Source organism: Pokkaliibacter sp. CJK22405, assembly GCF_046614695.1.
Taxonomy (GTDB): Bacteria; Pseudomonadota; Gammaproteobacteria; order Pseudomonadales; family Balneatricaceae; genus Pokkaliibacter.
Window position 1 is genome coordinate 125,417 of record NZ_JBKKHQ010000016.1, and the last position, 25,997, is coordinate 151,413.

General features: G+C 56.0%; 22 protein-coding genes. 21 read left to right on the forward strand and 1 reads right to left on the reverse strand.

Annotated elements, in window-relative coordinates:
- Positions 1 to 25 precede the first annotated feature (25 nt).
- The 18 genes from ACKC9G_RS12515 (at position 26) to ACKC9G_RS12600 (ending at position 23,022) form a co-directional block, all read left to right on the forward strand.
- Entirely contained in the window at positions 26 to 6,442 is a 6,417-nt protein-coding gene (locus tag ACKC9G_RS12515) for an AAA family ATPase (RefSeq protein WP_411405836.1), read from the forward strand.
- A gap of 82 nt (positions 6,443 to 6,524) precedes the next feature.
- Entirely contained in the window at positions 6,525 to 7,529 is a 1,005-nt protein-coding gene (locus ACKC9G_RS12520; protein WP_411405838.1) for a diguanylate cyclase domain-containing protein, read from the forward strand.
- A 428-nt stretch (positions 7,530 to 7,957) separates the two neighbouring features.
- Positions 7,958 to 9,322, forward strand: coding sequence for an ABC transporter substrate-binding protein (locus ACKC9G_RS12525; RefSeq protein ID WP_411405840.1), 1,365 nt, complete (start codon positions 7,958 to 7,960; stop codon positions 9,320 to 9,322).
- 86 nt (positions 9,323 to 9,408) lie between these two features.
- A complete protein-coding gene (locus tag ACKC9G_RS12530) occupies positions 9,409 to 10,302 on the forward strand; it encodes a carbohydrate ABC transporter permease (protein WP_411405842.1) in 894 nt (297 codons plus the stop codon).
- Between the two features lie 4 nt (positions 10,303 to 10,306).
- Positions 10,307 to 11,269 carry a carbohydrate ABC transporter permease gene (locus tag ACKC9G_RS12535; protein ID WP_411405844.1) on the forward strand — a complete coding sequence of 321 codons (963 nt, stop codon included), beginning with the start codon at positions 10,307 to 10,309 and terminating at the stop codon, positions 11,267 to 11,269.
- 26 nt (positions 11,270 to 11,295) lie between these two features.
- On the forward strand, positions 11,296 to 12,447 hold the full coding sequence (locus ACKC9G_RS12540) for an ABC transporter ATP-binding protein (protein ID WP_411405846.1): 1,152 nt from the start codon (positions 11,296 to 11,298) through the stop codon (positions 12,445 to 12,447).
- Positions 12,444 to 13,604 carry a glycerate kinase gene (locus tag ACKC9G_RS12545; RefSeq protein ID WP_411405848.1) on the forward strand — a complete coding sequence of 387 codons (1,161 nt, stop codon included), beginning with the start codon at positions 12,444 to 12,446 and terminating at the stop codon, positions 13,602 to 13,604. Before ACKC9G_RS12540 ends, ACKC9G_RS12545 begins: the two co-directional genes overlap by 4 nt.
- Positions 13,601 to 15,352 carry an alpha-amylase family glycosyl hydrolase gene (locus ACKC9G_RS12550; RefSeq protein WP_411405850.1) on the forward strand — a complete coding sequence of 584 codons (1,752 nt, stop codon included), beginning with the start codon at positions 13,601 to 13,603 and terminating at the stop codon, positions 15,350 to 15,352. Before ACKC9G_RS12545 ends, ACKC9G_RS12550 begins: the two co-directional genes overlap by 4 nt.
- A gap of 728 nt (positions 15,353 to 16,080) precedes the next feature.
- The gene (locus tag ACKC9G_RS12555) at positions 16,081 to 17,070 is read left to right on the forward strand and encodes a TRAP transporter substrate-binding protein (RefSeq protein WP_411405852.1); all 990 of its coding nucleotides are present in this window, start codon (positions 16,081 to 16,083) and stop codon (positions 17,068 to 17,070) included.
- A 99-nt stretch (positions 17,071 to 17,169) separates the two neighbouring features.
- On the forward strand, positions 17,170 to 17,805 hold the full coding sequence (locus tag ACKC9G_RS12560) for a TRAP transporter small permease (protein ID WP_411405854.1): 636 nt from the start codon (positions 17,170 to 17,172) through the stop codon (positions 17,803 to 17,805).
- Between the two features lie 5 nt (positions 17,806 to 17,810).
- On the forward strand, positions 17,811 to 19,094 hold the full coding sequence (gene dctM / locus ACKC9G_RS12565; protein WP_411405856.1) for a C4-dicarboxylate TRAP transporter large permease protein DctM: 1,284 nt from the start codon (positions 17,811 to 17,813) through the stop codon (positions 19,092 to 19,094).
- Positions 19,095 to 19,312: 218 nt separating this feature from the next.
- Positions 19,313 to 19,726 carry an SRPBCC family protein gene (locus ACKC9G_RS12570; protein ID WP_411405858.1) on the forward strand — a complete coding sequence of 138 codons (414 nt, stop codon included), beginning with the start codon at positions 19,313 to 19,315 and terminating at the stop codon, positions 19,724 to 19,726.
- A complete protein-coding gene (locus ACKC9G_RS12575) occupies positions 19,723 to 20,160 on the forward strand; it encodes a GNAT family N-acetyltransferase (protein ID WP_411405860.1) in 438 nt (145 codons plus the stop codon). Before ACKC9G_RS12570 ends, ACKC9G_RS12575 begins: the two co-directional genes overlap by 4 nt.
- Positions 20,161 to 20,242: 82 nt before the next feature.
- Complete coding sequence (locus tag ACKC9G_RS12580; RefSeq protein WP_411405862.1) at positions 20,243 to 20,698, forward strand: DUF3465 domain-containing protein; 456 nt, start codon at positions 20,243 to 20,245, stop codon at positions 20,696 to 20,698.
- A 124-nt stretch (positions 20,699 to 20,822) separates the two neighbouring features.
- Entirely contained in the window at positions 20,823 to 21,206 is a 384-nt protein-coding gene (locus ACKC9G_RS12585) for a YkvA family protein (protein ID WP_411405864.1), read from the forward strand.
- A 270-nt stretch (positions 21,207 to 21,476) separates the two neighbouring features.
- Complete coding sequence (locus tag ACKC9G_RS12590) at positions 21,477 to 22,103, forward strand: NMCC_0638 family (lipo)protein (protein ID WP_411405866.1); 627 nt, start codon at positions 21,477 to 21,479, stop codon at positions 22,101 to 22,103.
- Between the two features lie 4 nt (positions 22,104 to 22,107).
- Positions 22,108 to 22,386, forward strand: coding sequence for a hypothetical protein (locus tag ACKC9G_RS12595; protein ID WP_411405868.1), 279 nt, complete (start codon positions 22,108 to 22,110; stop codon positions 22,384 to 22,386).
- Between the two features lie 210 nt (positions 22,387 to 22,596).
- Positions 22,597 to 23,022, forward strand: coding sequence for an OsmC family protein (locus ACKC9G_RS12600; protein WP_411405870.1), 426 nt, complete (start codon positions 22,597 to 22,599; stop codon positions 23,020 to 23,022).
- Between the two features lie 115 nt (positions 23,023 to 23,137).
- On the opposite strand, the gene ACKC9G_RS12605 is transcribed toward ACKC9G_RS12600, so the two are convergent.
- Complete coding sequence (locus tag ACKC9G_RS12605; protein ID WP_411405872.1) at positions 23,138 to 23,293, reverse strand: hypothetical protein; 156 nt, start codon at positions 23,291 to 23,293, stop codon at positions 23,138 to 23,140.
- 113 nt (positions 23,294 to 23,406) lie between these two features.
- On the opposite strand from ACKC9G_RS12605, the gene ACKC9G_RS12610 reads away from it, so the two are divergent.
- The 3 genes from ACKC9G_RS12610 (at position 23,407) to ACKC9G_RS12620 (ending at position 25,959) form a co-directional block, all read left to right on the forward strand.
- Positions 23,407 to 24,102 (forward strand): dienelactone hydrolase family protein, encoded by a 696-nt coding sequence (locus ACKC9G_RS12610; RefSeq protein ID WP_411405874.1) that lies wholly within the window; start codon positions 23,407 to 23,409, stop codon positions 24,100 to 24,102.
- Positions 24,103 to 24,255: 153 nt separating this feature from the next.
- Positions 24,256 to 25,623 carry an MFS transporter gene (locus ACKC9G_RS12615; RefSeq protein WP_411405876.1) on the forward strand — a complete coding sequence of 456 codons (1,368 nt, stop codon included), beginning with the start codon at positions 24,256 to 24,258 and terminating at the stop codon, positions 25,621 to 25,623.
- A 54-nt stretch (positions 25,624 to 25,677) separates the two neighbouring features.
- Positions 25,678 to 25,959, forward strand: coding sequence for a YrhK family protein (locus tag ACKC9G_RS12620; protein WP_411405878.1), 282 nt, complete (start codon positions 25,678 to 25,680; stop codon positions 25,957 to 25,959).
- The last annotated feature ends 38 nt before the right edge of the window (positions 25,960 to 25,997 follow it).

Consider the following 25,997-nt stretch of genomic DNA (forward strand, 5'->3'; position numbering starts at 1 on the left):
GCGAATTCTGGGAATATAGCAAACGATGTTAGTCGCACTGCCTGGTTATGATGTCGAGGCTCTGATTTTCGAGGGAAGCCACTCTCTGATCTATCGGGGCCGCTCACGCACGACCGGCGAGGCTGTTGTTCTGAAGGTACTGCGTGAGAGCTATCCCAGTATCGAGCAGCTGAATAACTTCCGCCGTGAGTACGCCTTGCTGCAGCGTTTGCAAAGTCTGCGCGCGACCGTTCCCGTTATTGAGTTGATTGGTTTCGAGAATTCGCTGGTACTGGTGATGGAAGCCAGTCCCGGCGAACCCCTGAGTGATCTGATTGCCCGCGAGCGGCTGGATCTGGATACCGCCCTGACGCTGGCCATTGCGATGGCCGATGCGCTGGGAGAGATTCATCAGCATCAGGTGACCCATAACGATATCAACCCTCGCAACGTTCTCTGGCATGCGCCGACCCGGCGTTTGTACCTGATCGATTTTGGCATTGCCTCGGAGCTGCCGGTCACTCTGAGTAAGGCACTGCCTCCTGCGCGCATTGAAGGCTCACTGGCTTACATGGCGCCGGAGCAAACCGGGCGAATGAACCGCGCGGTGGATTACCGGGCGGATTATTACGCCTTTGGCGTCACCCTTTATGAACTCTTCACCGGCCAGCGTCCTTTTACCTCCCAGGACCCGCTGGAGCTGATTCACTCACATTTGGCCAGCGCGCCCACTGAGCCTCATCTGCTCAACCCGGATATTCCTGAAACCCTGTCGTCGCTGATTCTGCGACTGATGGCCAAAGCGCCGGAAGATCGTTATCAGAGTGCCTTTGGTATCAAGGCGGATCTGGTGCGAATGCTGGAGCGCTGGCGAGCCCATCAGCAGGTGCGTCCTTTTACCCTTGGGCGTCAGGATGTCTCGCCGGTCTTTCGTATTCCGCAGCGGCTTTATGGGCGTCAGCGTCAGATTCAGCAGCTGTTGTCCGCCTTCCAGAAAAGCTGCGAAGGCCATAAACGCTTTGTGACGGTGTCGGGGCATTCCGGTGCGGGCAAGTCGGCGCTGGTGAATGAGTTGCGTCCGCAGGTCGGTGGCCGCCACGGTTTTTACATTACCGGCAAGTTTGACCAGTACCGCCGTGACGTGCCTTACAGCGCCTGGACGGAAGCCTGCGATGAGTTGATTGACCAGATTCTTACCCTGCCGGAAGACCAGCTCACCTATTACCGCCAACAGATTCTCGATGCACTGGGCAATAATGCCGGTGTCATGACGGAGCTGCTGCCGGCATTGGCTCAGGTGATTGGCCCTCAGCTGGCACCGCCTGAGCTGCCAGCCGCTGAAAGCCAGAATCGTTTTGTCTATGTGTTCCAGTCCTTTATTGCGGTGTTCTGCCGACCTGAGCATCCGCTGGTGCTGTTCCTTGATGATTTGCAATGGGCGGGTGTGCCTTCCCTCAAGCTGATCGAAACGCTGCTGCAGAATGATCACACCGGCCATCTGCTGATTATCGGTGCGTTTCGCAGTAACGAGGTCGATGCTGCTCACCCGTTAACCCTGGTGTTGGATGATCTCAGTCGGACAGCGCTATCAGCTGAAACGATACAGCTTTCCGGTCTGCAGCTGGGTGATGTGCTGCAGCTGCTGGAGGACACCTTACCGGGCCAGCAGCAGGATCTCGACAGTCTGGCGCAGCTTTGCTTTGCCAAAACCCTGGGCAACCCCTTCTTCCTTAACCAGCTTCTGCACTCGCTTTACAAGGAGCAGCTGATTCGCTTCAACATGGAGCGAGGCCAGTGGCATTGGGCGATTGATGAAGTCACCCGCTTTGAAGTAAGCGACAACGTGGTTGAGCTGATGGTGCGTAAGATCCGTCAGCTGTCACGCCAGAGCCAGCAGTTAATGCAGCTGGCTGCCTGCATCGGTAACCGTTTCAGCGTGCGCTCCCTGATTGAACTCAGTGAGCTAAGCCATGTGGAAATCACGCAGAACCTCTGGGAGGTGTTGCTGCAGGGCCTGATATTGCCGGTGGATGCACAGCTTCGCAGTGCCAATGAACCTGATCTTGATGCACTGGCCTTCCGTATGGATACCTTGCGCCAGACCGGTGGTGCCGAAGACAGCAACGCTCATTACCGTTTCCTCCATGATCAGGTGCGTCAGGCCGCCTATTCACTGATGCCGGAAAACCAGCGGGCGACAGTGCATCTGGGGATCGCGCGGCTGCTGGAAGGGTATTATCAGAAAACCGGCGAAGGCCTGTTTGATGTGGTGAACCACTTCAATGGCGCACGGGAGCTCCTGACGCACTGGGAAGAACGTCAGCATCTGGCACGCCTCAATCTGGAAGCGGCACAGCGGGCACGGTTGTCCAACGCCTACGAGGGCGCGGTGCACTTCCTGCAGGTGGGCATTGAATTACACCAGGCGGGTTTTGACGCTGGCAGCAGTGTTGGCTGGTCACGAGACAGTGAGCTGGCCTTTGAACTGCAGCTGACACTGGCCGAGTGTCAGCATCTGAATGGCCAGTTGCAGGACGCCTTAAAGCGCTGTGAGCAGCTGCTCGGCAAGGTGCAGAACCCGCTGAATCAGGCTCGGATTTTCAGCCTGCGCACGGTGCTCTATGCCAGCCACGGCCAGTTTGCCGAAGCGTTGGCTGCTGCCTGCGAAGGTCTGCGTGTGCTGGGCGTTGACTGGCCCGAAGAAGAAGCCGAGATTCAGGCGGCGATTGGTCAGGGCAGTGCCAAAATTTCAGCCTGGCTTGAGAATAACGAGGTGGAGTCTCTGCTGGATCTGCCGGCCATGACTGATGAGCGTGAGAAGCTGATCGTGCATCTGCTCGGCCTGCTCTGGCCACCAGCGATTAACGTCAATCTCAGTATGAGTGCGCTGGCGGTGGTGAACATGGTCACCTCGTCCATCGAGTACGGTAACGCTGAGGTTTCGCCCTTTGGTTATGGCAACTATGGCTCCATGCTGTCGGCTTTCTTTGGTCAGTATGCGCTGGGCCGCCGCTTTGGGCAGCTGAGTGTCGATCTGGTCGACAAAACCGGCAACCTGACCTGGAAGTGCAAGGTCTACACCATGTTCGCGGTGACCAATAGCCCGTGGACCAGCCACCTGCCGGAGAACATTCCGCTACTGGAGCAGGCGCTGGCAGCCGGTCTGGAAAGTGGTGATGTGATCTTTACCGGCTACAGCGCTTTTCACATCCTCAAACACATGCAGCACAGCGGTATGCCGCTGTCTGAGCTGAAAGCGGCCTGTGCCCGCTATCGTCCGATTCTGGAGAAAATCAACGATCCGAATACCCTGGAGGTTTTCTGGATTCTGGAGCGCTCCATCAAGCAGCTGGCCGGTGAAACCGAGACGCTTCACAGCTGGAACGGCGATGGCTTTGATGAGGATGCACTGCTCAAACAGATGGAAGACAGCCAGCACGCGTTGTGTCTGAACTATTACCACTACAACAAGATGCTCGGCTATGCCGTGTTTGCCGAATACGATCAGGCCGTCACGCATTCCGTGGAAATGGAAAAGACTCTCGGCGCGACTTTTGGCTGGTACAGCATCGCTGAATATCACTTTGTGCGGGCCTTGCTCTTGCTGGTGGACTTGTCGAGCCAGTCGCCGGAGGAGCAGGAAAAACGTCAGCAGGAAATCGCTGCACTGCAGGACAAGATGGCCACCTGGCGCGACAGCGCGCCGCGTAACTTCGAAGCCAAGTGGCTGCTGGTTGAAGCCGAGCGTGCGCAACTGGCCAAACAGCATGATCAGGCCAGCGAGCTCTACGACAAGGCGATTGATGCAGCCCAGCGTTCCGGCTTCTGGCAGATGCAGGGCTTCTGTAATGAAAAGGCGGCCCGTTACTGGTTGTCCCAGGGCAAGGAACGTATTGCCCGGGTCTATTTTCAGGAAGCGCTACAGGCCTATAAAAACTGGGGCGCCCACGCCAAGGTTGCGCAGCTTGAATCTCGCTTTGGCAAATGGCTGATGGTCGGCGAGCGTCCGGTACATAACCTGACGCTGCACACCACGGAAAGCGCCGCCGGTAAAAGCCTGAATCTTGACCTGCTATCGATTCTTAAAGCCCTGCGGATTATCTCTAACGAGATTGTGCTGGAGCGTCTGCTTTATCAGATGATGCGCACCATCATCGAGGAAGCCGGTGCCCAGCGCGGTACGCTGCTGCTGCGGGATAAAGACAAGTGGCTGATTCAGGCGCACGGTACTCAGGAAACCGATGTTGAGGTGATGCAGGGTATTCCTGTCTCCCTGAACGCGCCTTCTTCCCTGCTGGAGACTGATCGCGTGCACCTGCCGGTCTCGGTGATTGCTTATGTGAACCGCACCCGTGCACCGCTGATTCTGGATAACGCCCAGGACCGTACCCAGTTCTCCCATGATCCTTACATTCGTGAGCATCAGCCCCGCTCGGTGATTTGTTTGCCGGTGATGCGCCAAAGCCACCTGATCGGCATGCTCTATCTTGAGAACAATATGCTGTTCGGTGCGTTCACGCCGGATCGTCTGCAGGTGCTGGATATTCTGGCGGCGCAGGCGGCGATTTCCATTGAGCACGCCATGCTGTACGAAACGCTGGAGCAGCGGGTGAATGAGCGCACCAAGGAGCTGAACCGGGCACGCCTGAACGCCGAGGAAGCTAACCGCGCCAAATCCATGTTTCTGGCCACCATGAGCCATGAAATCCGTACGCCCATGAACGCGGTGCTCGGGCTGAATCACCTGTTGCTGAAAACCCATCTTGATGATGAGCAGCGCCAGCTGGCCACGCAGGTGCAAAGTGCCGGTGAAGGCCTGCTTGGGGTGATCAACGATATTCTCGATTTCTCCCGTAATGATGCCCATCGCACTCATCTTGAACAGGTGGCGACTCCGCTTCGACCACTGATTCAGCGCGCGCTGGGGATTTGCGAAGTGCAGGCCCGTGAAAAGCAGTTGCCCGTCTCCTGGAGTGTGTCGGAACAGTTGCCCGAGGCCATCACCACTGATCCACAGCGCCTGCAGCAGATTCTGGTCAATTTGCTGGGCAATGCGGTCAAGTTTACTGATCGGGGCGAGGTCCAGCTCAAGGTGACCGAAGGTACCCTGTTGGGGCGGCCCAGCCTGCATATTGAAGTGCGCGATACCGGTGTCGGGATTGATGCCGAAGCGCAGCAATTGCTGTTCAAGCCGTTCACCCAGGTGGACGGCGAGCTTTCGCGGCGAGTCGGTGGTACTGGCCTTGGCCTTGCCATCAGCCGTCAGCTCACTGAGTTGATGGGCGGCACCATCGGCCTTGAAAGCACGTCGGGGCAGGGCAGCTGCTTCAAGGTGGATCTTCCCCTGTTGGTCGCTGAAGCAACGGCGACGACTGCTGAAAGCGAGACTTTCACCAAGGTGCCTGATTTCTCCGGACTGCGTCTGCTGATTGCTGATGACAACGCCCTGAACCGTCAGGTTGCCCTCGGCCTGCTGGAGGACACTGGCGCTGAGTTAGCCACCGCCAACAATGGTCAGGAAGCGGTGGATCTGATTCGCCAGCGCCACTTTGATCTGGTGCTGATGGATGTGCAGATGCCGGAGCGTGATGGCTTGAGTGCAGTGGCCGAGCTTCGTCGCACCTTCGATAAACAGCAATTGCCGGTGATTGCCATGACGGCGCACGCTATGCCGGAAGACCGCGAGCGCAGCCTGCGCGCCGGGATGAATGCTCATCTGGTGAAGCCGATTGATCCTAACAAGCTCTATGAGCTGATCAGCCGTTTTGCCAGCCAGACATCGCTGCAGTTTAAAGATGCCTCGCATATTGATACCAGCATGCTGACGCCGGAGCAGACCCAACGGTTGAACCGTCTGGCGGCGGTGGTGGATGTGCCGGGTGCACTGGCGCGGCTCAAAGGCAAGGTCGAGGTCTACCTGACGCTGGTCGAGGATTTTGTCCGTGACTATCGCAATACAGCCCATCATTTCCAATCGACCCTGACCATGGAAGGGCCGACAGCCCTGACCCAGCAGCAGATGCTGGCTCACCGCCTGCGCTCGGTCGCTGCCTATATTGGCGCCATGGAGCTGTCCTTGCTGGCGGCTGAAGTGGAAGATCAGCTGCGTCTCGGACAAAGTTTGCCCGCGAAACAGATTGAGCGTCTATGCTTGGAGCTTGAGGAACTGATCGCCACACTGGCGCCACTGATGCCAAAAGGCAGCGGTGAAAAAGCAGATCAGGCATTTGATCCGCTGCGGGTTCTGGTATTGTTAAAAGATGCTAAATTGCACCTTGATGCTTCCAACTTTGGTGCTGAAGGTGTGTTGGAAGAAGTTGCTTCGCTGACGCGCGGAACGCCCTGGCACATCCAGGTCGAACAGTTGCGCCAGTGGGTCGATGAAGTGGAGTTTGAACGCGCCAGTGATGGCGTCGAGCTGCTGATCGTACAGATTCAGCAGGCGCAGCAGTCGGGTGCCTGAATAGCCAAAAAACGCCACACAAGCCAGTGCTTCAAGAACAGTAAAAACGACTGATAACAATTACACAGCGAGTGTCTACTGCTTGAATAACCAGACTGTTCTGATCGTTGACGATGAGAAAAGCAACCTCAAGATCCTTGGGGATCTGCTGCGTGACGATGTCAGAGTCATTCTCGCCAAGAGCGGTGCCCAGGCTTTGCAAAAGGCCGAGGAGCATATGCCGGATCTTATCCTGCTGGATATTGTCATGCCCGGCATGAGTGGCTTTGAGGTGATGGCGGAGCTTCGCAAGCGTCGTCCGACCCGCAGTATTCCGGTGATTTTCGTCAGTGCGCTGGGTGATACCGAGAGCGAGGCCCGTGGTTTTGAACTCGGCGCTTCCGACTATATTCAAAAGCCTTTCCAGAGCCGTCTGGTGCTGGCGCGGGTCAAGTTACACCTGCAGCTGGCACGTCAGCGCGAGATGCTGGAGAGTCTGGCCAACATTGATCCTTTAACCTCCATCGCTAACCGTCGCCGTTTTGCTGAACAGCTGAGCCAGTCCTGGCGTCAGAGTCGCGAGCAGGATCAGCCCTTGTCGGTGGTGATGCTCGATGTAGACCACTTCAAGGCCTTCAATGATCACTTCGGTCACGGTGAGGGAGATCTGGTGCTGAGCCGGGTTGCCCGGGCGCTGGAGTCGGTCGTGGAAGACTATCAGGGGTTTGTCGCCCGTTATGGCGGTGAGGAGTTTGTGGTCCTGCTGCCGGACAAGGACGAAATTCAGGCCCGTCAGGTCATGATGCATGTGCGCGATGCCATTGCCGCCCTGCACATTCGCCACCCAACCGGAGAGAGCGAATGGCTGACCGTCAGTATGGGCGGTGCGACCAGTCGGGTGCAGTCAGACTGTACGCCTGCGCAGTTTATGGAAGCGGCGGATAAGTGCCTGTATGAATCCAAACAGCAGGGTCGTAATTGTCTGCGTTGGCACGAGCCGGATAACCTCCTGCCCGCAGCCTTCAAACCGGACTTGGCGGCCCATCCGGACATCCTGTCGTCAGTTGAGGCCGATGCCGCAGAGCTACCGGACGCGGCGGCAGGTTAACCCTTACTAAGCCTTTCTTCAGCGGATGCCTTGCTGGTATTCGCCCTCGTCTTTTTTGTCTTGTCCTGCATCTCATGACGACCGGCTTCGTCAGGCCGTTCCGCCTTTCTTTCCCCACTGTCTTTATTGAATCTGCGCAAGCGTGGCGCCCTCTGCTGTACGCTTTTTGAGCGTTAAATGTTTCATTATGTTTTCAAACAAGGCAAAGGGAAGAAATTATGCGCATAAACAGGAGGTTGCCGACATTTTCTGCGTCTCCTGTGCACGAGGTTACTCGAATCAGGGTGGCGTGGTTATGGCTTAAGGCCTGAGTCGCGGTTCTTGCAGTATCAGAAGCGTAGTAACGAACGGAAGACAACTGACGCACAGGGACGCTCCTGATCGGCAGCTGTATCGCCAGAGCGTTCCTGACGAACGAGGACGCCTGAATGCGCAGAATAACAACAAGTATTGTCACTGGAAGTCTGGCTCTGGGGATGGCACTGGCTTCGCCGTTGGCGGCTGCCACCACGCTGGAGTTCTGGACCGCCGAGACGCAAAGCGAAAGGCTCAAGGTGATTGACGCCCTGACCACCACCTTTGAAGCGCTGAATCCGGATATCACCATCAAGGTGGTGCCGGTGGATGATGACCAGATAGCCACCCAGATGGCCGCGGCTTCTGCAGCGGGGACGTTGCCGCAGTTGGTGGAAACCAACTCCGAACAGATCATGGCCTTCGGTGAGGCCGGCATTGTTGATACCGGCCTGAATGCCAAGGTGCGTGATGCGGTGGGCACTGACCGCTTCTATGAAGGCGCCCTGAAAATGCTCTCCTCTCCCGACGAGGACGCCTACGGTATTCCCTATCACGGCTGGATTCAGGGCATCTGGTATCGCAAGGACTGGTTCAAGCAAGAAGGTCTGGAACCACCGACCACCTGGGACGCGATTCGCAAGGCTGCCAAGGTCTTCAATAACCCCGGCAAGAACCGCTACGGCATCTTGATCGGCACCAAGGCTGAAGGTTACACCGAGCAGGTCTTTACCCAACTGGCGCTGTCCAATGGCGTGTCCGAATTTGATGACGACGGCAAGCTGGTATTCGATAGTCCCAAAACCGTTGAAACCCTGAAGTTCTACAAGGATCTGGCCCAGTACACGCCGAATGGCCCGCAATCCTGGCGCGCACGTGATTACTACCTGCAGGGCAAGATGGCGATGTTCTTCTACTCAACCTACATCATGGATGATCTGGCCCTGGCTGAAGTGGCCAAAAACTCCCTGACCTCCGAAAACTTTGCCGAACTGAAAAACGGCAGCTTTGACCCTGAGCTGGTGAAAAACACCGGCTTTGTACCGGTGATTAATCACACTCAGGATGCCAGCTACGGTGTCGTTGTCGGTCTTTCGGCGATTGATACCAAGGACGCCGCCAAAGCCAAGGCCACCGAAGCCTTTATGCAATTCCTCTATGAGCCTGCGGCGTACATCAGCTTTCTGCACATGGCACCCGGCGGCATGAATCCGATGCTGAAGGATATCGCCAAGGACAAGACCTTCCTTGATGAACCGAGCGGCACCTTCAAGCTGTTTGGCATGGAGAAGCTGCAGGAGATCTTCGAAGGTTTTGATGACATCCGCACCTTTGCGGTGGTGGATGGTCACCCTCATCCCGAAGCCGGGGAGTTCTTCGCCAAGAACATCATCCCGACCATGGTCTACAACACTGTCTTTGAAGGCGCCAAGCCTGAAGCGGCGGTGAAACAGGCGGCCAGGGAGATGCAAGACCTGCTGGATGCCAAGGGTAAATAAGCGGCAAAGACCTTTCCCGCCAGGCGTGTCCGTCTCGCGCCTGGCGGGTGCCATGGATGTTGAATGACTGCTAAAAGGAATTTGCCATGTCTCTTGGAGCATCACCTTCTTCGCATACCTCGGTATTGCGGCGACAGGAAGCCCGCCTCGGCTATAAGCTCATCGCCCCGGCGATCGGCATTATCGCGTTGCTGGTGGTCTATCCCATCGCCTTCAATATTTATCTCAGCTTTTTCGATGTTGAACTGAACGGCAGCCGCACCTTTGTCGGCTTGCAGAACTACACCAGTCTGCTGAACGACAGTGGTTTCTATCACTCGATCTGGACCTCGGTAATTTACCTGTTCGGCACGGTGATCGGCGGGACGACTCTCGGGCTGTTGGTCGCCCTGCTGATGAATCAGGAGTTCCGCTTTCGAGGCCTTGCACGGGCGCTGATTCTGCTGCCGTATTTTGCCCCGGTCATTTCGGTGGTGTTTGGCTGGCAGTTCATCTTCGACCCTGTGAACGGTATCTATAACCACCTGGTGGTGGATGTTTTCCACCTGACGGATGCCCGGGAGAACCTGATCGGCAATCCTGAAAGTGCGCTTGGCGTGGTGATTCTGTTCGATATCTGGAAGCACTTTCCCATCGCCTATCTGCTGCTTCTGGCCAAACTGCAAAGCATTCCCAAAGACCTCTACGAAGCGGCTGCCATCGATGGTGTCGGGCCGGTCGGGCGTTTCTTTGTGGTGACCTTGCCGGAGATTCGCTTTGTGCTTGGCACCGTGATCCTGCTACGGGTGATCTGGAACCTGAACCGTTTTGAGGATGTGTTCCTGCTGGCACCCAATGTGATGACGCTACCGATCTTCACCTATTACCACGCCTTTACCGGCGTGATTGACCAGGGCCTGGCGGCTTCGGTATCCGTGCTTCAGCTCGCCGTGCTGGCGGGGCTGATCTGGTTCTATGTGCGCAAAGTCTTGAAGTGGTGAGCCTATGTTTGGAAAACGCACGCTAGTACAAAATATTCTGCTCTACGGCGCGGTGCTGCTGATTCTCGCATTCTGCCTGTTTCCGTTCCTGCAGATTCTCTCGACCTCCCTGAAACACCCCATCGACTGGGGCAATCCTTCGCTGATTCCGCGGGTGCTGCATCTGGATGCCTACAAGGAATTGCTGGGGCTGAATCCGCCGCAGGAAGTGGAAGTGCCAGCCTCCATCAAACAGCTGCTGGACAACCCGGCAATTACCGAGGAAATGCGCCAGAAGATTCTGGCCAAGTTCTCCAACACGGAGAATGTCTTTCCTTTTGGCCGCTACATGCTCAATACCTTTGTCATCAGTGCGCTGACGGCACTGGTCTCGACGCTGTTGGCGGCGCTGGCTGCCTATGCGTTGGCGCGTCTGCGTTTTGCCGGACGCTCGCTGCTGTCGAATGCGGTGCTGTTTGTCTACATGGTCGGTGGTGTATTGCTGATGGTGCCGCTCTATCAAATGGCGGTGAACGTCGGACTGGCCTCGTCGGCGACGGGCACGCTGGTGTGCATCTTTCTGATTTACATCATCCAGACGCTGCCGGTGGCCATGTACATGCTCGGTAACTACTTTCGCACCATCCCGTTTTCGCTGGAGGAGGCGGCAATGATGGATGGTTGTTCGCGGGTGGAATCTTTCTTCCAGATCATCCTGCCGCTGTCACGCCCGATGCTGTTTACGGTGTTCGTGTACTGCTTTGTGATCGCCTGGAATGAGTACCTCTTTGCCTCGGTATTCCTTAAGCAGTATCAGGACTTCTACACCCTGCCGCTGGCATTGCAGACGCTCTTTACCTCCAAGAATGCGATCTGGGATCGCATCATGGCGGCGTCGATGCTGACCCTGCTCCCCGTTGTGATTGCTTTCATGCTGGCTAACCGACACATGTCCGGTGGGCTGACAGAAGGTGGTGTTAAAGGCTGACCGGCCAAGGAAAAAGGATAACAACCATGAGTTCAGTCACCCTCAAGAATGTCTGCAAATCCTATGAGGATCTGCCCATCGTCAAGAACCTCGACCTCACCATCAGGGATGGTGAGTTTGTGGTTTTAGTTGGCCCCAGCGGCTGTGGTAAAAGCACGACCCTGCGTATGGTTGCCGGGCTGGAGGAGATCACCGACGGCGAAGTGCAGGTTGGAGACACTACGGTGAATTCCCTGCCGCCACACAAGCGCAACATCGCTATGGTGTTTCAGAATTACGCGCTCTATCCGCACAAGTCCGTGCGCGAGAACATTCTCTTTGGGCTGAAAAAAGCCGGCGCCTCGCAGGAGGTGATGGCCACCAAGCTCAAGGAAGTGGCGCGAATGCTGGAGCTTGAGCCCTATCTTGAGCGCAAGCCGGCGGACCTTTCCGGCGGACAGCGCCAGCGTGTGGCGATGGGGCGGGCACTGGCGCGGGATGCCGAGGTGTATCTTTTTGATGAGCCGCTGTCGAATCTCGATGCCAAGCTGCGCCACCACATGCGTACGGAAATCGCCCGTATTCAGGGGGAATACAACATGACGGCGATTTACGTCACCCACGATCAGGTCGAGGCCATGACCCTTGGCGACCGGGTGGTGGTCATGCGTGATGGCGTCGTTGAGCAGATCGGCACGCCGATGGAGATCTTTCTGCAGCCCGCCAATACCTTTGTGGCGACCTTTATCGGCTCGCCGGCGATGAATCTTATTGAAGCAGAAGTCACGCCTGACGGGGTGAAGGTGGGTGAAACCTTATTGGCCCTGAATCGTCTGGCCCACGCGGATTCTGCCTCATTGCAGGGCATGAAAAAGGTGCTGGTCGGCATCCGCCCGGACTTTTTTGAGGATGCACGTTTCTTGCAAGCCAGTGACAATGAGCCACTTTTACTGGAAAACCTGCCGGTGAAGCTGGTAGAAAATCTGGGTTTTGATAAGGAATTACTGGTCGGCATCGGTGATCAGGAAGTAAAGGCGCGGCTGGATCTTCGCAGTACCGTCAAGCGCGGCCAGTCACTGACCCTTGCGGTCGACCCGAAACGTATTCTTTTGTTCTCCTGCGATGAGGCAGGGGAGAATCAGCAGCTCGCTGGCCAGGGAAGGCTCCTGAATGCCGGCGCCGTGCAGGACATGCTATGAAGTTACTCATTGCTCCGGCCGCCTTTAAAGGGACGCTGACTGCGTTTGAAGCGGCTCAGGCCATTGAGGCCGGCTGGACGAAAGTATTTGCCCGTCATGATCTTTCCCTCTTTCCCTTTGCCAATGGTGGTGAAGGAACTGCCGAACTGCTGACCCGCCAGCGTGGCGGTGAATTCAAAACCTATCAGGTGCGCGGCCCGCTCAACGAGCCGGTCGATGCCAGACTGGGCCTGATTGATCACGGCCGAACGGCAGTGCTGGATGTTTCCACGGCCTCGGGCCTGCGTCTTTTGCACCCTGAACACCGGGCGCCGGTACAGGCTTCAAGCTATGGTACCGGCGAGCTGATTCGTCATGCGCTGGATCTTGGTGTCGAGAAAATCATCGTGGGTCTGGGCGATTCCGCCACCAATGATGCCGGTGCCGGGCTGTTCATGGCGCTTGGCGGACGGCTCTTTGATGCCCACGGCAATCTGCTGGGGGATACTGCCAACGGCGGCACGATTCCGGCATTGGCGCAGGTCTTCCACGTGGATCTGGCGAATTTCGATGAGCGGATCTACCGCACCCGTTTTGAGCTGGTCTGTGATGTCAGTAATCCGATTCTCGGTTCGGACGGCGCGACCCGTGTCTATGGCCCGCAAAAGGGTATCGCTGAGGATCAGATGCCGCAGTTTGAAGCGGCGCTGACGGCCATGGCGGCGGTGCTGCACCGTGATCTTGGCATCGACATCACCCGTCGTCCCCACAGCGGGGCGGCAGGTGGTATCGGCGGCATGATGATGGCGGCCTTTCGTGCCGAGGCCTATCCCGGTGCCCGTTATGTGATGGAGCATTGTGGCCTTGAGGCGCAGCTGGCCGAAGCTGATCTGGTCATTACCGGAGAAGGGCGCTCGGATCAGCAATCGCCCCAGGAAAAAGTGCCGCTGATGGTGCTGGATGCGGCCAAGCGCATGCGCACGCCAAGCATCATGATCTCCGGTGCCATCATTAACGCCAACGAGCTGATGCTGAGCTGGCCTGCCTCGGCAATGTTTGCCTCCCTGACCGAGCTTCGCCCTTTGCCGGATGTGCTGGAATCCGCCGCAGCGGATCTGGAAATGTGTACCTATAACCTCGCCCGAACGATGAAACTCAGCCTGGAGCTAGGTCTATGAGCAATGCCCTGTCTCCAATCGAGACCCATCAAGCCTTTGTCGATGCGGCGCGGCCACTGCTCGCGACCCTCTATCCTGAACGCTACGAAGCGGTGCTCAGCCGCCTGGTGAGCCGTCTTTCCGACTGGCAGCAGCGGCTGGCGGAACCTGAAGCCTGGGGGCAGGCGCGGCTGCAAACGGAAGTGACCGAAAAGGATGTGATGCTGATCACTTACGGTGACACGCTTATCAATGATGGTGAGCCGACGCTGAAAACCCTGGAGCGCTTTCTTAAGGAGTACGTGGGTGATCTGATTCCCAATGTGCACCTGCTGCCCTGTTTTTCCTACTCCAGCGATGATGGCTTTTCCGTCATCGACTACCTGCAGATCAACCCCGTGCTGGGCGGCTGGAAGGAAGTGCATGAGCTGGCCAGCCACCACGGCCTGATGCTGGATGCGGTGGTGAACCATATCTCCCGCTGGAGTCGCTGGTTTGAAGGCTATCTGGCCGGAGAAGCGCCTTACAGTCGTTACTTTATCGAGGCTGATCCCGGTGCGGATTACTCCCAGGTGACGCGCCCTCGCACCTTGCCGCTGCTGCATCAGGTTGAGACCAGTAAAGGCCCCAGACATGTGTGGACGACGTTCAGCGCCGATCAGGTCGATCTGAACTTTGCCGAGCCGGACCTGCTGCTGGAAGTGATGGATGTGCTGCTGAGCTATGTCGACCATGGCTCGCGCTTTATCCGTCTGGATGCAGTGGGCTTTGTCTGGAAGCAGCTTGGCACCAGCTGTATGCATTTGCCCGGCACCCATGCCATCGTCAAACTGATCCGGCTGGTGCTCAATACCATTGCGCCGGGCGCAAAAATCATTCCGGAAACCAACGTGCCCCATAAGGAGAACATCTCCTATTTTGGTGAAGGGGATGATGAAGCCGATCTGGTCTATCAGTTCACCCTGCCGCCGCTGGTGCTGCACTCCTTTGTGACCGGGCGCAGTACCGCGCTGCATCACTGGCTGGAGTCGCTGGAGCCTTGTCCCGGCAGCAGCATGTTCTTCAACTTCCTTGCCTCCCACGACGGTATCGGCATGCGTGCCACCGAAGGGCTGCTGGATGATGAAGACCGCCGCCGGTTAATGCAGCAATGCCTCGATAACGGCGGTCGTATCGGCTACAAATCCAACCCGGATGGCACCCAGGCCCCTTATGAGCTGAACATCAGTTACATCGATGCCTTGTCGCCTCCGACGGCGAAGGTGCCGGACCGCATCAATCGGATGCTGGCAGCGCACTTTATTCTTTTGAGTCTGCAGGGCTTACCGGCGATCTATATCCACAGCCTGTTGGGTTCGGGGTCGGATTTCCACGGCATGCATGCTTCCGGTGTTAACCGGCGGGTCAACCGCGGTAAGGTCGACTGGCGCGATGTAAAACGCGTGCTGGATGATGAGGAAACCGAGAATGCGCAGCAATTCCGGCGCCTGCTCGGGCTGATCAGCATTCGTCGTCGTGAAGCCGCCTTCCACCCCAGTGCTGCACAGCGGGTGCTGAATCTGGATGAGCGTCTGTTTGCTCTGGAGCGCGAGTGCAAAGTCACTGGCAGCCGCCTCTGGTGTCTGGCCAACCTCTCGGAAGAAGAGGTCAGTATTGAGCTGCCGGAAATGGCGGAGGAGCTGATTCAGGCCAGAAATCTGAGTGAGATTACCCTGGGGCCGAATCAGTATTCCTGGCTGCGTTGGAGCGAACCTGTCACGGCGGAGTAGCCCCAAAAGCCACAGGCAATAACGTCAAATCTGACATTCAGGCCAGAGCCGGTAGCAGCTTGCCGGTTTTGCGCCTGTGACTTACTTCACCTATCCCGCCAGTTTTCCCTTTTTTACTACCGCCTGCCGTTACTGCCGTTTTACGGCAAACCCGCACTTTATCCTCTTCTGGTTGCTCAGGGCGCGTTGAGCGTTCTGCGGCGCAGATTTTTGGCGTTGGCGGAAATCCGCCACTTGGTTGAATTGTGACTGGCGAGATTCCGCCTGTTGCGATCTATTGCGATTCGACGCTGTTTCTTACAGCCCAGCAATGGCGCGGTCTCATAAGGATTTTTTAGCCTTGGCATAACGGTTGCTTATGTAGAGACAGCGATGATGCAATGACAATAACGCCAAGACGAATGCATCCGCCTGACACCTTCCCGGGTGTTACTCAACATGAGTTTTCAGGATGGAAAAATCCGTCTGTACCCTTGGGGTACAGCCCTTCGTCTAACTGGTCATTGTGTTATTTGCGCCTAGACTTTCGGGAAGACTTTTCAGTTGCGCCGCAGTGGATTCTCCCTGCTGATGCGTACTTTTACTGACAAGCCAACCGACCAGATCCTGAGTGAGGCGTGGTGTTTGCCACGGGTTTCAGGGAAATGGGTAAGAGCGTCAAAGTGTGCTTTCGCGGCCCGCCGCAAAGCTCCTTGAACAACAAATAAAATAATCGATGAGGAAGTCTTATGTTGAAGTTCACTGCAAAAGCCCTGGTATGTGCGGTCTCTCTGGGTATCGCTTCCTGGGCAAGTGCTGATCCTATTCTGATCAAGTTCTCTCACGTTGTTGCAGACAGCACCCCGAAAGGTCAGGGCGCACTGATGTTCAAGAAACTGGTCGAGGAGCGTCTGCCTGGCAAGGTGGAAGTTCAGGTGTATCCGAACTCTTCTCTGTTCGGTGACGGTAAAGAAATGGAAGCGCTGTTGCTGGGTGACGTGCAGATGATTGCACCTTCACTGGCGAAGTTTGGTCAGTACACCAAAAAACTGCAGATTTTCGATCTGCCCTTCCTCTTTAACGATATCAATGCCGTGGATCGCTTCCAGCATTCCGATGCTGGCCAGGGTCTGTTGCACTCCATGGAAAGCAACAACATCACCGGTCTGGGCTACTGGCACAACGGTATGAAGCAGCTGTCTGCCAACAAGGCACTGCATGAACCTAAAGATGCGCGTGGTCTGAAATTCCGTGTGCAGTCATCCGAAGTACTGGAAGAGCAGTTCAAGGCGCTGAAAGCCAACGCCCGTAAGATGAGCTTCTCTGAGGTGTATCAGGGTCTGCAGACCGGCGTTGTGAACGGTGCTGAGAACCCCTGGTCCAACATCGAATCCCAGAAGTTTTATGAAGTTCAGAAATACATCACCGAATCCAACCACGGTGTACTGGACTATATGCTGATCACCAACACCAAGTTCTGGAACGGCCTGCCACCCGACATCCGTACCGAGCTGGACAAGATCGTTGTGGAAGTGACCGATGAGGTTAACAAAGAAGCAGCCGAGCTGAATGACAAGGCCAAAGCCAAAGTGGTGGCTGCTGGCACCAGCGAAGTGATCGAACTGACTCCGGAAGAGCGCGGCAAGTGGGTTGAAGCCATGAAGCCTGTGTGGAAGAAGTTTGAGGGTGATATCGGTTCCGACCTGATCGAAGCTGCGCAGAAAGCTAACGCAGAGTAATCCTCGATCTACCCGGATGAGTCATGACTCATCTCTCCTGACCTCCGAAGGGAGGTCAGGACCCTTTCGTGATCTGAAGTAATGCATCTGGAGTCGCCAATGAGCGGAATCAAGAATGTCTGGGCAAGGCTGGAAGAATGGCTGATTGCCTTTCTGCTGGCGGCGATGACGTTGATCACATTCATCTACGTCGTGCTGAATAACCTGTACCCGGTCTTCTATTTTTTAGGTGAGCGATTTTCTGAGTCGTCGGTTGAGATGAGTGATTTCTTCTATGCGATAGGAGATTTCTTTATCACGCCAGCACAGGAAATGACCTGGAGTAATGCTCTGGTCAAAATGCTGTTTGGCTGGCTGATTTTTATCGGTATTTCCTACGGCGTTCGTACCGCAGGGCATATTGGTGTCGACGCTCTGGTCAAACTGGCCAATAAACCCATGCAGAGAGTCATTGGTGTTGTGGCCACTTTGTGTTGCCTGGGTTACGCAGGCTTGATGGCTGTTTCCAGTTTTGAGTGGATTCATACTCTGTATCAGCATCCCACCGAAGCGGAGGATCTTGGGCGCTTTGGTATTGAGCAGTGGCATGTTGGTGTCATTGTTCCTGTCGGCTTTTTTCTGGTAGCTGTCCGTTTCCTTGAAGTCTTGATTCGCATTCTGACAGGAAAACAATCCGGTCTGGGCCTCGCTGATGAAGCGAAAGATGCGCTGAAGCTGGCGGAAGAGCAGGAGTAATTCAGATGACTATTCTTTTCCTGTTTTTTGTTCTTTTTGGCCTGATGCTGATTGGTGTACCTATCGCTATCTCTTTAGGTCTGTCTGGCGCTTTGACTATCCTGATGTTCAGTCAGGATTCCGTAAGTGGCCTGGCGATCAAGCTGTTTGAAACCTCCGAACACTACACGCTGCTGGCGATACCTTTCTTCCTGTTGGCCGGTGCCTTTATGACCACGGGCGGTGTGGCGCGTCGTTTGATTGATTTCGCCAATGCCTGTGTCGGTCATATCCGTGGTGGTCTGGCGATTGCTGCGGTATTGGCCTGCATGCTGTTTGCCGCTCTGTCTGGCTCCTCTCCGGCGACGGTCGCAGCGGTGGGCTCTATCGCCATCGCCGGGATGGTGCGCTCAGGTTACCCTCAGGAATTTGGCGCAGGTATCGTCTGTAATGCCGGTACGCTGGGTATTCTGATACCGCCTTCTATCGTTATGGTGGTATACGCCGCCGCAACGGAAACCTCCGTGGGCAAGCTTTTTATGGCTGGTGTGGTACCGGGCCTGCTTTTAGGTTTGGTGCTGATGGTGGCTATCTATATCGTCGCGGTGAAGAAGAATCTGCCAGCGATGCCACGTGTCTCCATGCGCGAGTGGCTAACCACTGCCCGCAAAGCCTTCTGGGGCTTACTGCTGATGGTGATCATCCTTGGTGGTATCTACTCCGGGATGTTTACCCCGACAGAAGCGGCGGCCGTTGCTGCAGTGTATTCAGGTTTTATTGCGCTATTCGTCTATAAAGACATGGGTTTCAAAGAGTGTCCGAAGGTGCTGCTGGAAGCGGGCAAGCTGACCATCATGCTGATGTTCATCATCGCCAACGCCATGCTCTTTGCTCATGTACTGACCACCGAACAAATTCCTCAGACCATTGCTGCCTGGGTCTCCGGCCTTGGGTTGTCACCCTGGATGTTCCTGCTGATCGTCAACATCGTGCTATTGATTGCCGGTAACTTTATGGAGCCGTCAGCCATTATCCTGATTCTGGCGCCAATCCTGTTCCCGATTGCTATCCAGCTAGGTATCGACCCGATTCATCTGGGTGTGATCATGGTGGTGAACATGGAAATTGGCCTGATCACGCCACCTGTCGGTCTGAATTTGTTCGTGACCTCGGCGGTGACGGGAATGTCTCTGGGAGCCACCATTCGTGCGGCACTGCCCTGGCTGATGCTGCTGCTGGGCTTCCTGATGATTGTGACCTATGTCCCTGCGGTTTCTCTGGCACTGCCCAACTTCCTCGGCATGCCATAAGGAATGCCCGCCGGGCTGCACAGACTCGAACACTGAGTGGCTTTGGTAGGTAACAGGAGGCGACGGCCTCCGGCAGTTTGAGCTATTGCTCGGCCCCGCTTCGGCGGGGTTTTTTCGTTATGGCTGTGCTAGGGTGCTGGATGGTGGGAGCTATTCGTTTCTCTCTGTTATTAGCTGCCTTGTCTCACCCGTTCATGCCCGTTATCCCGGAGCCACCTATGTCTGACGCGCTTCATCTGGGAATCACCCTTCAGTGCACGGCTGAAAAGGTCTACGCCTTTGTGCGTGACGCTCGTCATTTGCCCCTGTGGGCGGCGGGACTGGCCAGCTCCGAGGTCAGTGAAATTGCGCCGGACCGCTGGGCGATGGCATCACCGCTTGGCAGCGTCGAAGTCGCTTTCTGTGCGAAGAATACGCTTGGCGTGCTGGATCATGAAGTCACGCTGGCAGACGGTCAGCGCTTCATGAATCCCATGCGTGTCGTGCCCTTTGGGCCGGACCCCCGTTACAGCGAATTCAGTTTTACCCTGTTTCGCCAGCCCGGCATGAGTGATGCTGACTTTGCCCGCGACCGGGCGGCGGTGGAGGCCGATCTGGTCACCCTGAAAGCCCTGCTGGAGGAGCTGCCATGAGCCTGAGTATTCGTCTTGCCCGTGAAGCTGATGCAACGGCGATTCAGAGGCTGACAGCGCAGCTGGGCTATGGCGCCAGTGTGGCCCAGACTCGCCAGTGGCTGGCCGTGCTTGGTCTTGAGCCCGGACGCTACGGGGTGTATGTGGCGGTGCGGCAGGAGGAGGTCTGTGGCTGGATCGTGGTGGAAAAACGCCTGTCACTGGAGACGGGCTTTAAAGCGGAAATCACCGGGCTGGTGGTTTCTGATCAGCACCGTCGGTTGGGTATCGGTGAGGCACTGGTACAAGCGGCGCAGCAATGGACCGCCGATAGCGGGCTGGACCGTCTTGTGGTGCGCTCCAACATTCAGCGGGAAGCCTCGCATCCCTTTTATGAGTCGCTGGGTTTTATCCGCCAGAAAACAGCCCATAACTATCTGAAAAAATTGGCCTGATGGATTTCGCTATGAACGCTTTCATCAGAAACAGCCTTGCCTCAGGCCTTATGCAAATCACCTTGTCAGGAATCAGTAGTCGATGAATTTATCCCGCTGGATTATCGCCGGAGTCATTATCGGGTTTCTTGCCTCCGGAGGCTGGAAGAAGCTGGCCGCTCCCTTTCTGGCGCCGGAAACGGCGACGGCAGCACCTGCTGTCGCCACCGAGCAGGCCATTACTGAGGCCTATGCACGGCAGCAGAGCAATGTGCAGGTACAAGGGCAGGGCGTGGTGACCCGCATCCTGCCTGATGACACCAAAGGCAGTCGTCACCAGCGTTTTATTCTGCGACTCGCTACCGGTCAGACGCTGTTGATTGCGCACAATATAGATCTTGCCTCGCGGCTCAATGGGCTTAAGGAAGGCGATCAGGTCGCTTTTTACGGTGAGTATGAGTGGAATGACAAAGGCGGTGTCGTGCACTGGACCCATCATGATCCTCAGGGCCGACACACCAATGGCTGGCTCGAGCTTAACGGCGTGAAGTATCAGTAACGCCGCGCTGCAACGCATTCACACGCTTTTTTCCTTGTTGATTAGGGAGTGCGCCTCCACCTGTAAGTGATACCAGGCTGGTTTAAGACCTTCTCTTTGCCTGACTTATAACAGGAGATTTAACGTGCTGGCCAAATTGCGCCGAACGGCAACGTTACTGAAAGCTGAAACCTTTGCACTCTTTCTGGCGGTGAAAGATCCACGCACGCCGCTGGCCGCCAAGCTGCTGGTGGCGGCTATCGTGGCTTACGCCGTCAGCCCCATTGACCTCATACCGGATGTGATTCCCATTCTGGGTTGGCTGGATGATCTGATCATTCTTCCCTGGGGGATTCGTCTGGCCCTGAAAATGGTGCCTGAAGAGGTGATGGCGGAATGTCGCCAACGCGCCAGTTCGGGGCTTTCCGGTCTGAAGAAAGCCGGACTGATCGCCGCTGCCGTGATTATTCTGCTGTGGGTTACATTGGTATGCCTGCTGGGTTCGCTGCTTTACTCCGCGTTTAACTGAACTGCCCGCAGGAGTTCGCAGTGTTAAGGTGTGTTTATATGCACCTTACAGGCGTATTACTCTCTCGTTTGAGGCTTATTCTTGAGATTGTCGTGATCAGGGGGGATAAAGCGCCGTTTGTCGTCAAACAGTGATTGCCCTTTCTTTTTGCTTGCTCAATGATGGATTGGCTTGCCCGAGAGATAAGGATTTTCCTTAGGCTCATTCCTCACTCTCCCGCCAGCATCACGGATGTTTGCTCAATGACAGGGAACGAGGGGGAGAACTATCATGACACCCATTGTGCAACGCTGGGCTGCGTTTAGTGTGCTGACCTTCGCCTCATGGGGCATGGCTCCTGTCGTTCAGGCAGAAGATGCGCTGACTGAAGGTGAGCCCGAGTCAGTGCTTCAGGCCAGAACCTTCAATAGCCTCTACGCCAAATTCTGCCTTAAATATCTCTACGATCTGGACAGCCTTCGCGACATGATGGCACCTGTGCCTCAGCTCGCGCCTGAGCAGGCGATGTTGCTGCTGCAAGGCCAGCCCGGTGATGCCTGGCCGGTTCATGATGCCAATGGCGACTTCGTGGTGGTGGTGCCGAAGCTTCGTAAGGAGTGCTCGGTGGCAGGAAGGGCTGTCGATACCACTGCTGTTAGCGCCTTTTTCGCCAAACATCTGGCGGTTGCCCCGGACCCTCTGACCGCTAAAACCCTCAAGGATGAAGACCTGGTGCCCAGTGCAGACGAAGCCGCTCAGGGAGCGGTGCCTCAGCATCGGGTGACCTATGAATGGCATGGGCCGGATGCGCCCGTGCTGATGCGATTTACGCTGGTGACAGCTCCCGGTTCCACTCAGGGTCTGCAGGCATGGGGCACGGCCTCATTGCTGATGCCCAGTGACCTGAAGAGTGAATGACGCCATGGAATCATCATCTGTTCATGAAGGCCTGATTGAAGCTCAGACCCTGTTCATTTCGGAGTCGCTGAATCTGATACTGGCCTATGAGCTGGCGCTGGGTAATCAGATTATCGAGCAACTGGCCTGGCCGCCGCATTGCGATGTGCTCATTGTGCTGGCCCGGCGCTTTGGCAAGCGACATGATGCCATTGGTCTTCGTTACCTTTGCCTCAATGACCCCCAGGACTGGCATACCCAATACCAGACCCATGATGGTCGTGAGTCCCTGGTGTGTCGCTAGCTGGCCTGTGGATTACACGAAAGTGGCCGTTAGGGCAGGCATAATTCGCGAAAAGTACGCAGTTAATGAGGAAATAGGCCTTTAACATGTCTTTTTCCGTCATGTGATGTCGTCTTTACGCCGTTCCCTTGGGTTCTGTTGTTCAAAGCATCGCCAATGCAGTGATTCTGTGTAATATGGCGAAAAGTTTATCTTTAGGTGGTAATGCATATGGCCATCGATGTGACCTGGAAACAGAACTGCGAATTTGAGGTTTCGACCGAAAATCAGTTCCACTTCTCGATTGATGCGGACAACATCAGCGCACCGTGCCCAACGGAGGTGCTGCTCTCTGCGCTGGGGTCATGCTCTGCAACGGATGTCGTCATGCAGTTGTGTGATGCAGGTGCCATGCTGGCATCCCTGACTAACCGGGTGACTTTTACCCGTACCGATACACCGCCTTGCCTCTATAAAACCATCACCCTGAACTTTGTGATCAGCGGTGAAAACATCAGTACGGAACAGGTCGATCAGGCCATTCGTAATGCGCTGGATAAATACTGCCATGTCTGTCTGATGCTGCATCCCTCCATTGAGGTGGACTACACCTTCAGCCTGAATGCCGAAGCAGAAATTCACGAACCGGCTTTTTGATGCACTCTTAAAAAGGCCGTTTACGAACGCCGGTTGGGTTTCCTGATCGGCGTTTTCGTTTTTGCGTTACCCTGAGCGCTGCTTGGCCGGGTTGTTAGCCGCTGTTATTGCATTGTCACAATCCCTGCGTAATCCCGAAAACTGTGGAAAATACTGCGTGGCCAGACTGTTGCTGCCAGCCATCGCTATCGCCGTGATAACGTGGATTGATATTGGTCTGTCCGCAGTTGGCGGTGAGTTGCTCTCTGGCGATAACGCATTCTGTGATCACCTGGGCTTGAGTTCCCTGGCTGTGGCAGGCACAACAATGATCTTGAGTCGGGTTGCACAACGACCCGCCTCCCCGAACGCAATGACGATAATTTCCCACAGGAGAGATGTGACATGAGTGGTGAGTGGAAACAGGTGCAGGTGGCTGATGGCCAGATGGATGTGTTTGTGGCCCTGAGCGACAAGCCTGATGCGCCTTCACTGGTGGTGGTACAGGAAATCTTCGGTGTGAACCGTCATATTCAGGATGTCGCTCAGCGTTATGCGGCCATGGGTTTTAACGTTTATGCCCCTGATATTTTCTGGCGTGAAACCCGCAAGGTCAGCCTGAGCTATGAAGGCGAGGATTATCAGCGCGCTATCAGCCTGCTGCAGGCGACCGAGCCTGAAAAAGTCGTGGCGGATATCGTCGCCCTGCGCGCTCACATTCAGGCCACGTTGCCGGGTAATGGCAAGTGCGGCATTGTTGGCTACTGCTTCGGCGGTCTGCTGTCCTTTATGGCGGCAGCGACAGGCTCCTTTGATGCCGCAGCCTCCTACTACGGCGGCGGTATCCTTAACCGCATGGAGCTGGCCAGCAGCATCAAGAACCCGATGATCTTCCATTTTGGTGAAGTGGATGATCACGTGCCGCTGGAAACAGCCGTGAAGCTGGAAGAAGCTTTTGCCGGTCGTGATGATGTTTCCGTGCATGTGCATCCCGGTGCGGATCACGGCTTTAACTGCGATCTTCGTGCGTCGTTCCACCCACAGGCTTCCGCCATGGCTGGTGAAATGACTCACAGCTTCTTCAAAAACTATCTGGGCTAATCCCGCAGGCTCAGTCTCGTGGTTGATCACGAGAGTTTCTGAGTAGCCTGACGCCGGTGATGCAGTCATGTGTCACCGGCTTTTGTGTCTTTTTGCCCGCTATCCTTCGCCGGTCTTGCCTTGGTGCAGGCTGGCCATTCCCGGGGACGAATCATGTCATCACCACAACAAGCGACACCGGCTGCAGATCAGCCCGCCAACGGTATTGAATGGTGGGCCGTCGGCTCGGTATTGCTCAGTGTCTTTCTGGTGGTGATGGATGTCTCCATTGCTAATGTGGCGTTGCCGGCGCTCAGCCGCGAACTGGAGGTATCCTCGGCGAACTCGGTCTGGGTGGTGAGTGCCTATCAGGTCGCCTCGGCGGCATCGATTCTGCCCTTTGCGGCGCTAGGCGCGCGACTGGGCAATCGACGTGTCTACATTGGCGGGCTGGCGGTCTTTCTTCTGTGTTCGCTGTTTTGCGCAACTGCCTCGGATTTTACCGGGCTGGTGATTGCCCGCTTTGCCCAGGGGTTGGGAGCCAGTGCAGTGATGGCGGTGAATGCGGCCATGCTGGCGCAGCTTTTCCCGATGAACCGGCTGGGGCAGGGGATTGGCTGGAATGCCCTGACCGTCGGAATCGCCTTTGCGGCAGGGCCGGTGGTATCCGCGCTGCTGCTGACTTTTGCTGGCTGGCGCTGGCTGTTTTTGATCAATCTGCCCATCGGGGGATTGGCGCTGCTGGGTTGTCTTAAATTCTTACCCGCCTCAAAGCAGCATCCCGGCAGCTTTCGCCCACTGGCGTCCCTGCTGTGTTTCCTGTTGGTGATGGGCACCAGTCTGGCGGCAGTGCTGGTGTCTCAGGGGCAGATCAGCCAGTGGCTGGCACTGGTGGTGATCGTGGCGGTGCTGGCTGGTTTCCTGCTCTGGCGAGTGGAGCGTGGCCGGGATTTTCCGGTATTGCCGGTGGATTTGCTGCGCCTGCCGATGTTTCGTTTATCCTGCCTCACGGCGGTATTTGCCTTTGCCACTCAGGCGACGATCTTTGTCTCCCTGCCCTTTTTCTTCGCTCATCTGCTGAATTACAGCTCATTGCAGATTGGTCTGGCGCTGACGCCCTGGTCTGTGGCGGTCGCACTAATGGCGCCGATTGTGGGGCGGGCTGCTGACAAGTTTCATCCCGGGCCGATGGGCGCCGCCGGTTTTGTGCTGATTGCACTGGTGCTTGGCATCTTCAGCGGCTGGCCCGATGAGCTGGTACTGACCTTGATGCTGATGCTGCTCGGCGGCATGGGCTTTTCGCTGTTTCAGTCACCTAATCAGCGCGCCATGATTGCATCGACGCCCGCTCACCGGCGCAGTGCCGCCAGTGGCATGGTGGCCTCGTCCCGTTTGATCGGCCAGACGCTCGGTGCCGGTGTGGCCGCCTTATGCCTGTTGGTGGATGGCATCCATGGGGCGAGTTACGCGCTGTATCTCGGTATTCTGCTGGCGCTGGGTTCGGCGCTCTGCAGTGGTCTTCGTGTACGGATAAAAGGCTGAGACGGCTCGCTTCGCTAATACGAGTTCATTCGCTGTCTGACAAAGGAGTTTGTCATGAAACGTACCCTGCATGACTCAGGGGACTTTATCTTCACCTTCGGTCACGACGAAATCATTATCCATCGTCGTTACCTGTTCCTGAGCACCCTCAATGACCTGATGATCGGCATCTGGTTTGTGATTGGCAGTTTCTGCTTTTTCTATGAGGGTGAAATCCAGACTATCGGCGTCTGGCTCTTCGTGATTGGCAGTGTCCAGCTGGTCATCCGCCCCTGTATCCGCATCGCCCGCAGTATTCATCTTAAGCATTTGCCGGAGGATGAACTCGATCATTAACGGCGCTGCAATATTCTACAAGTCAGGCGCTGACAAGG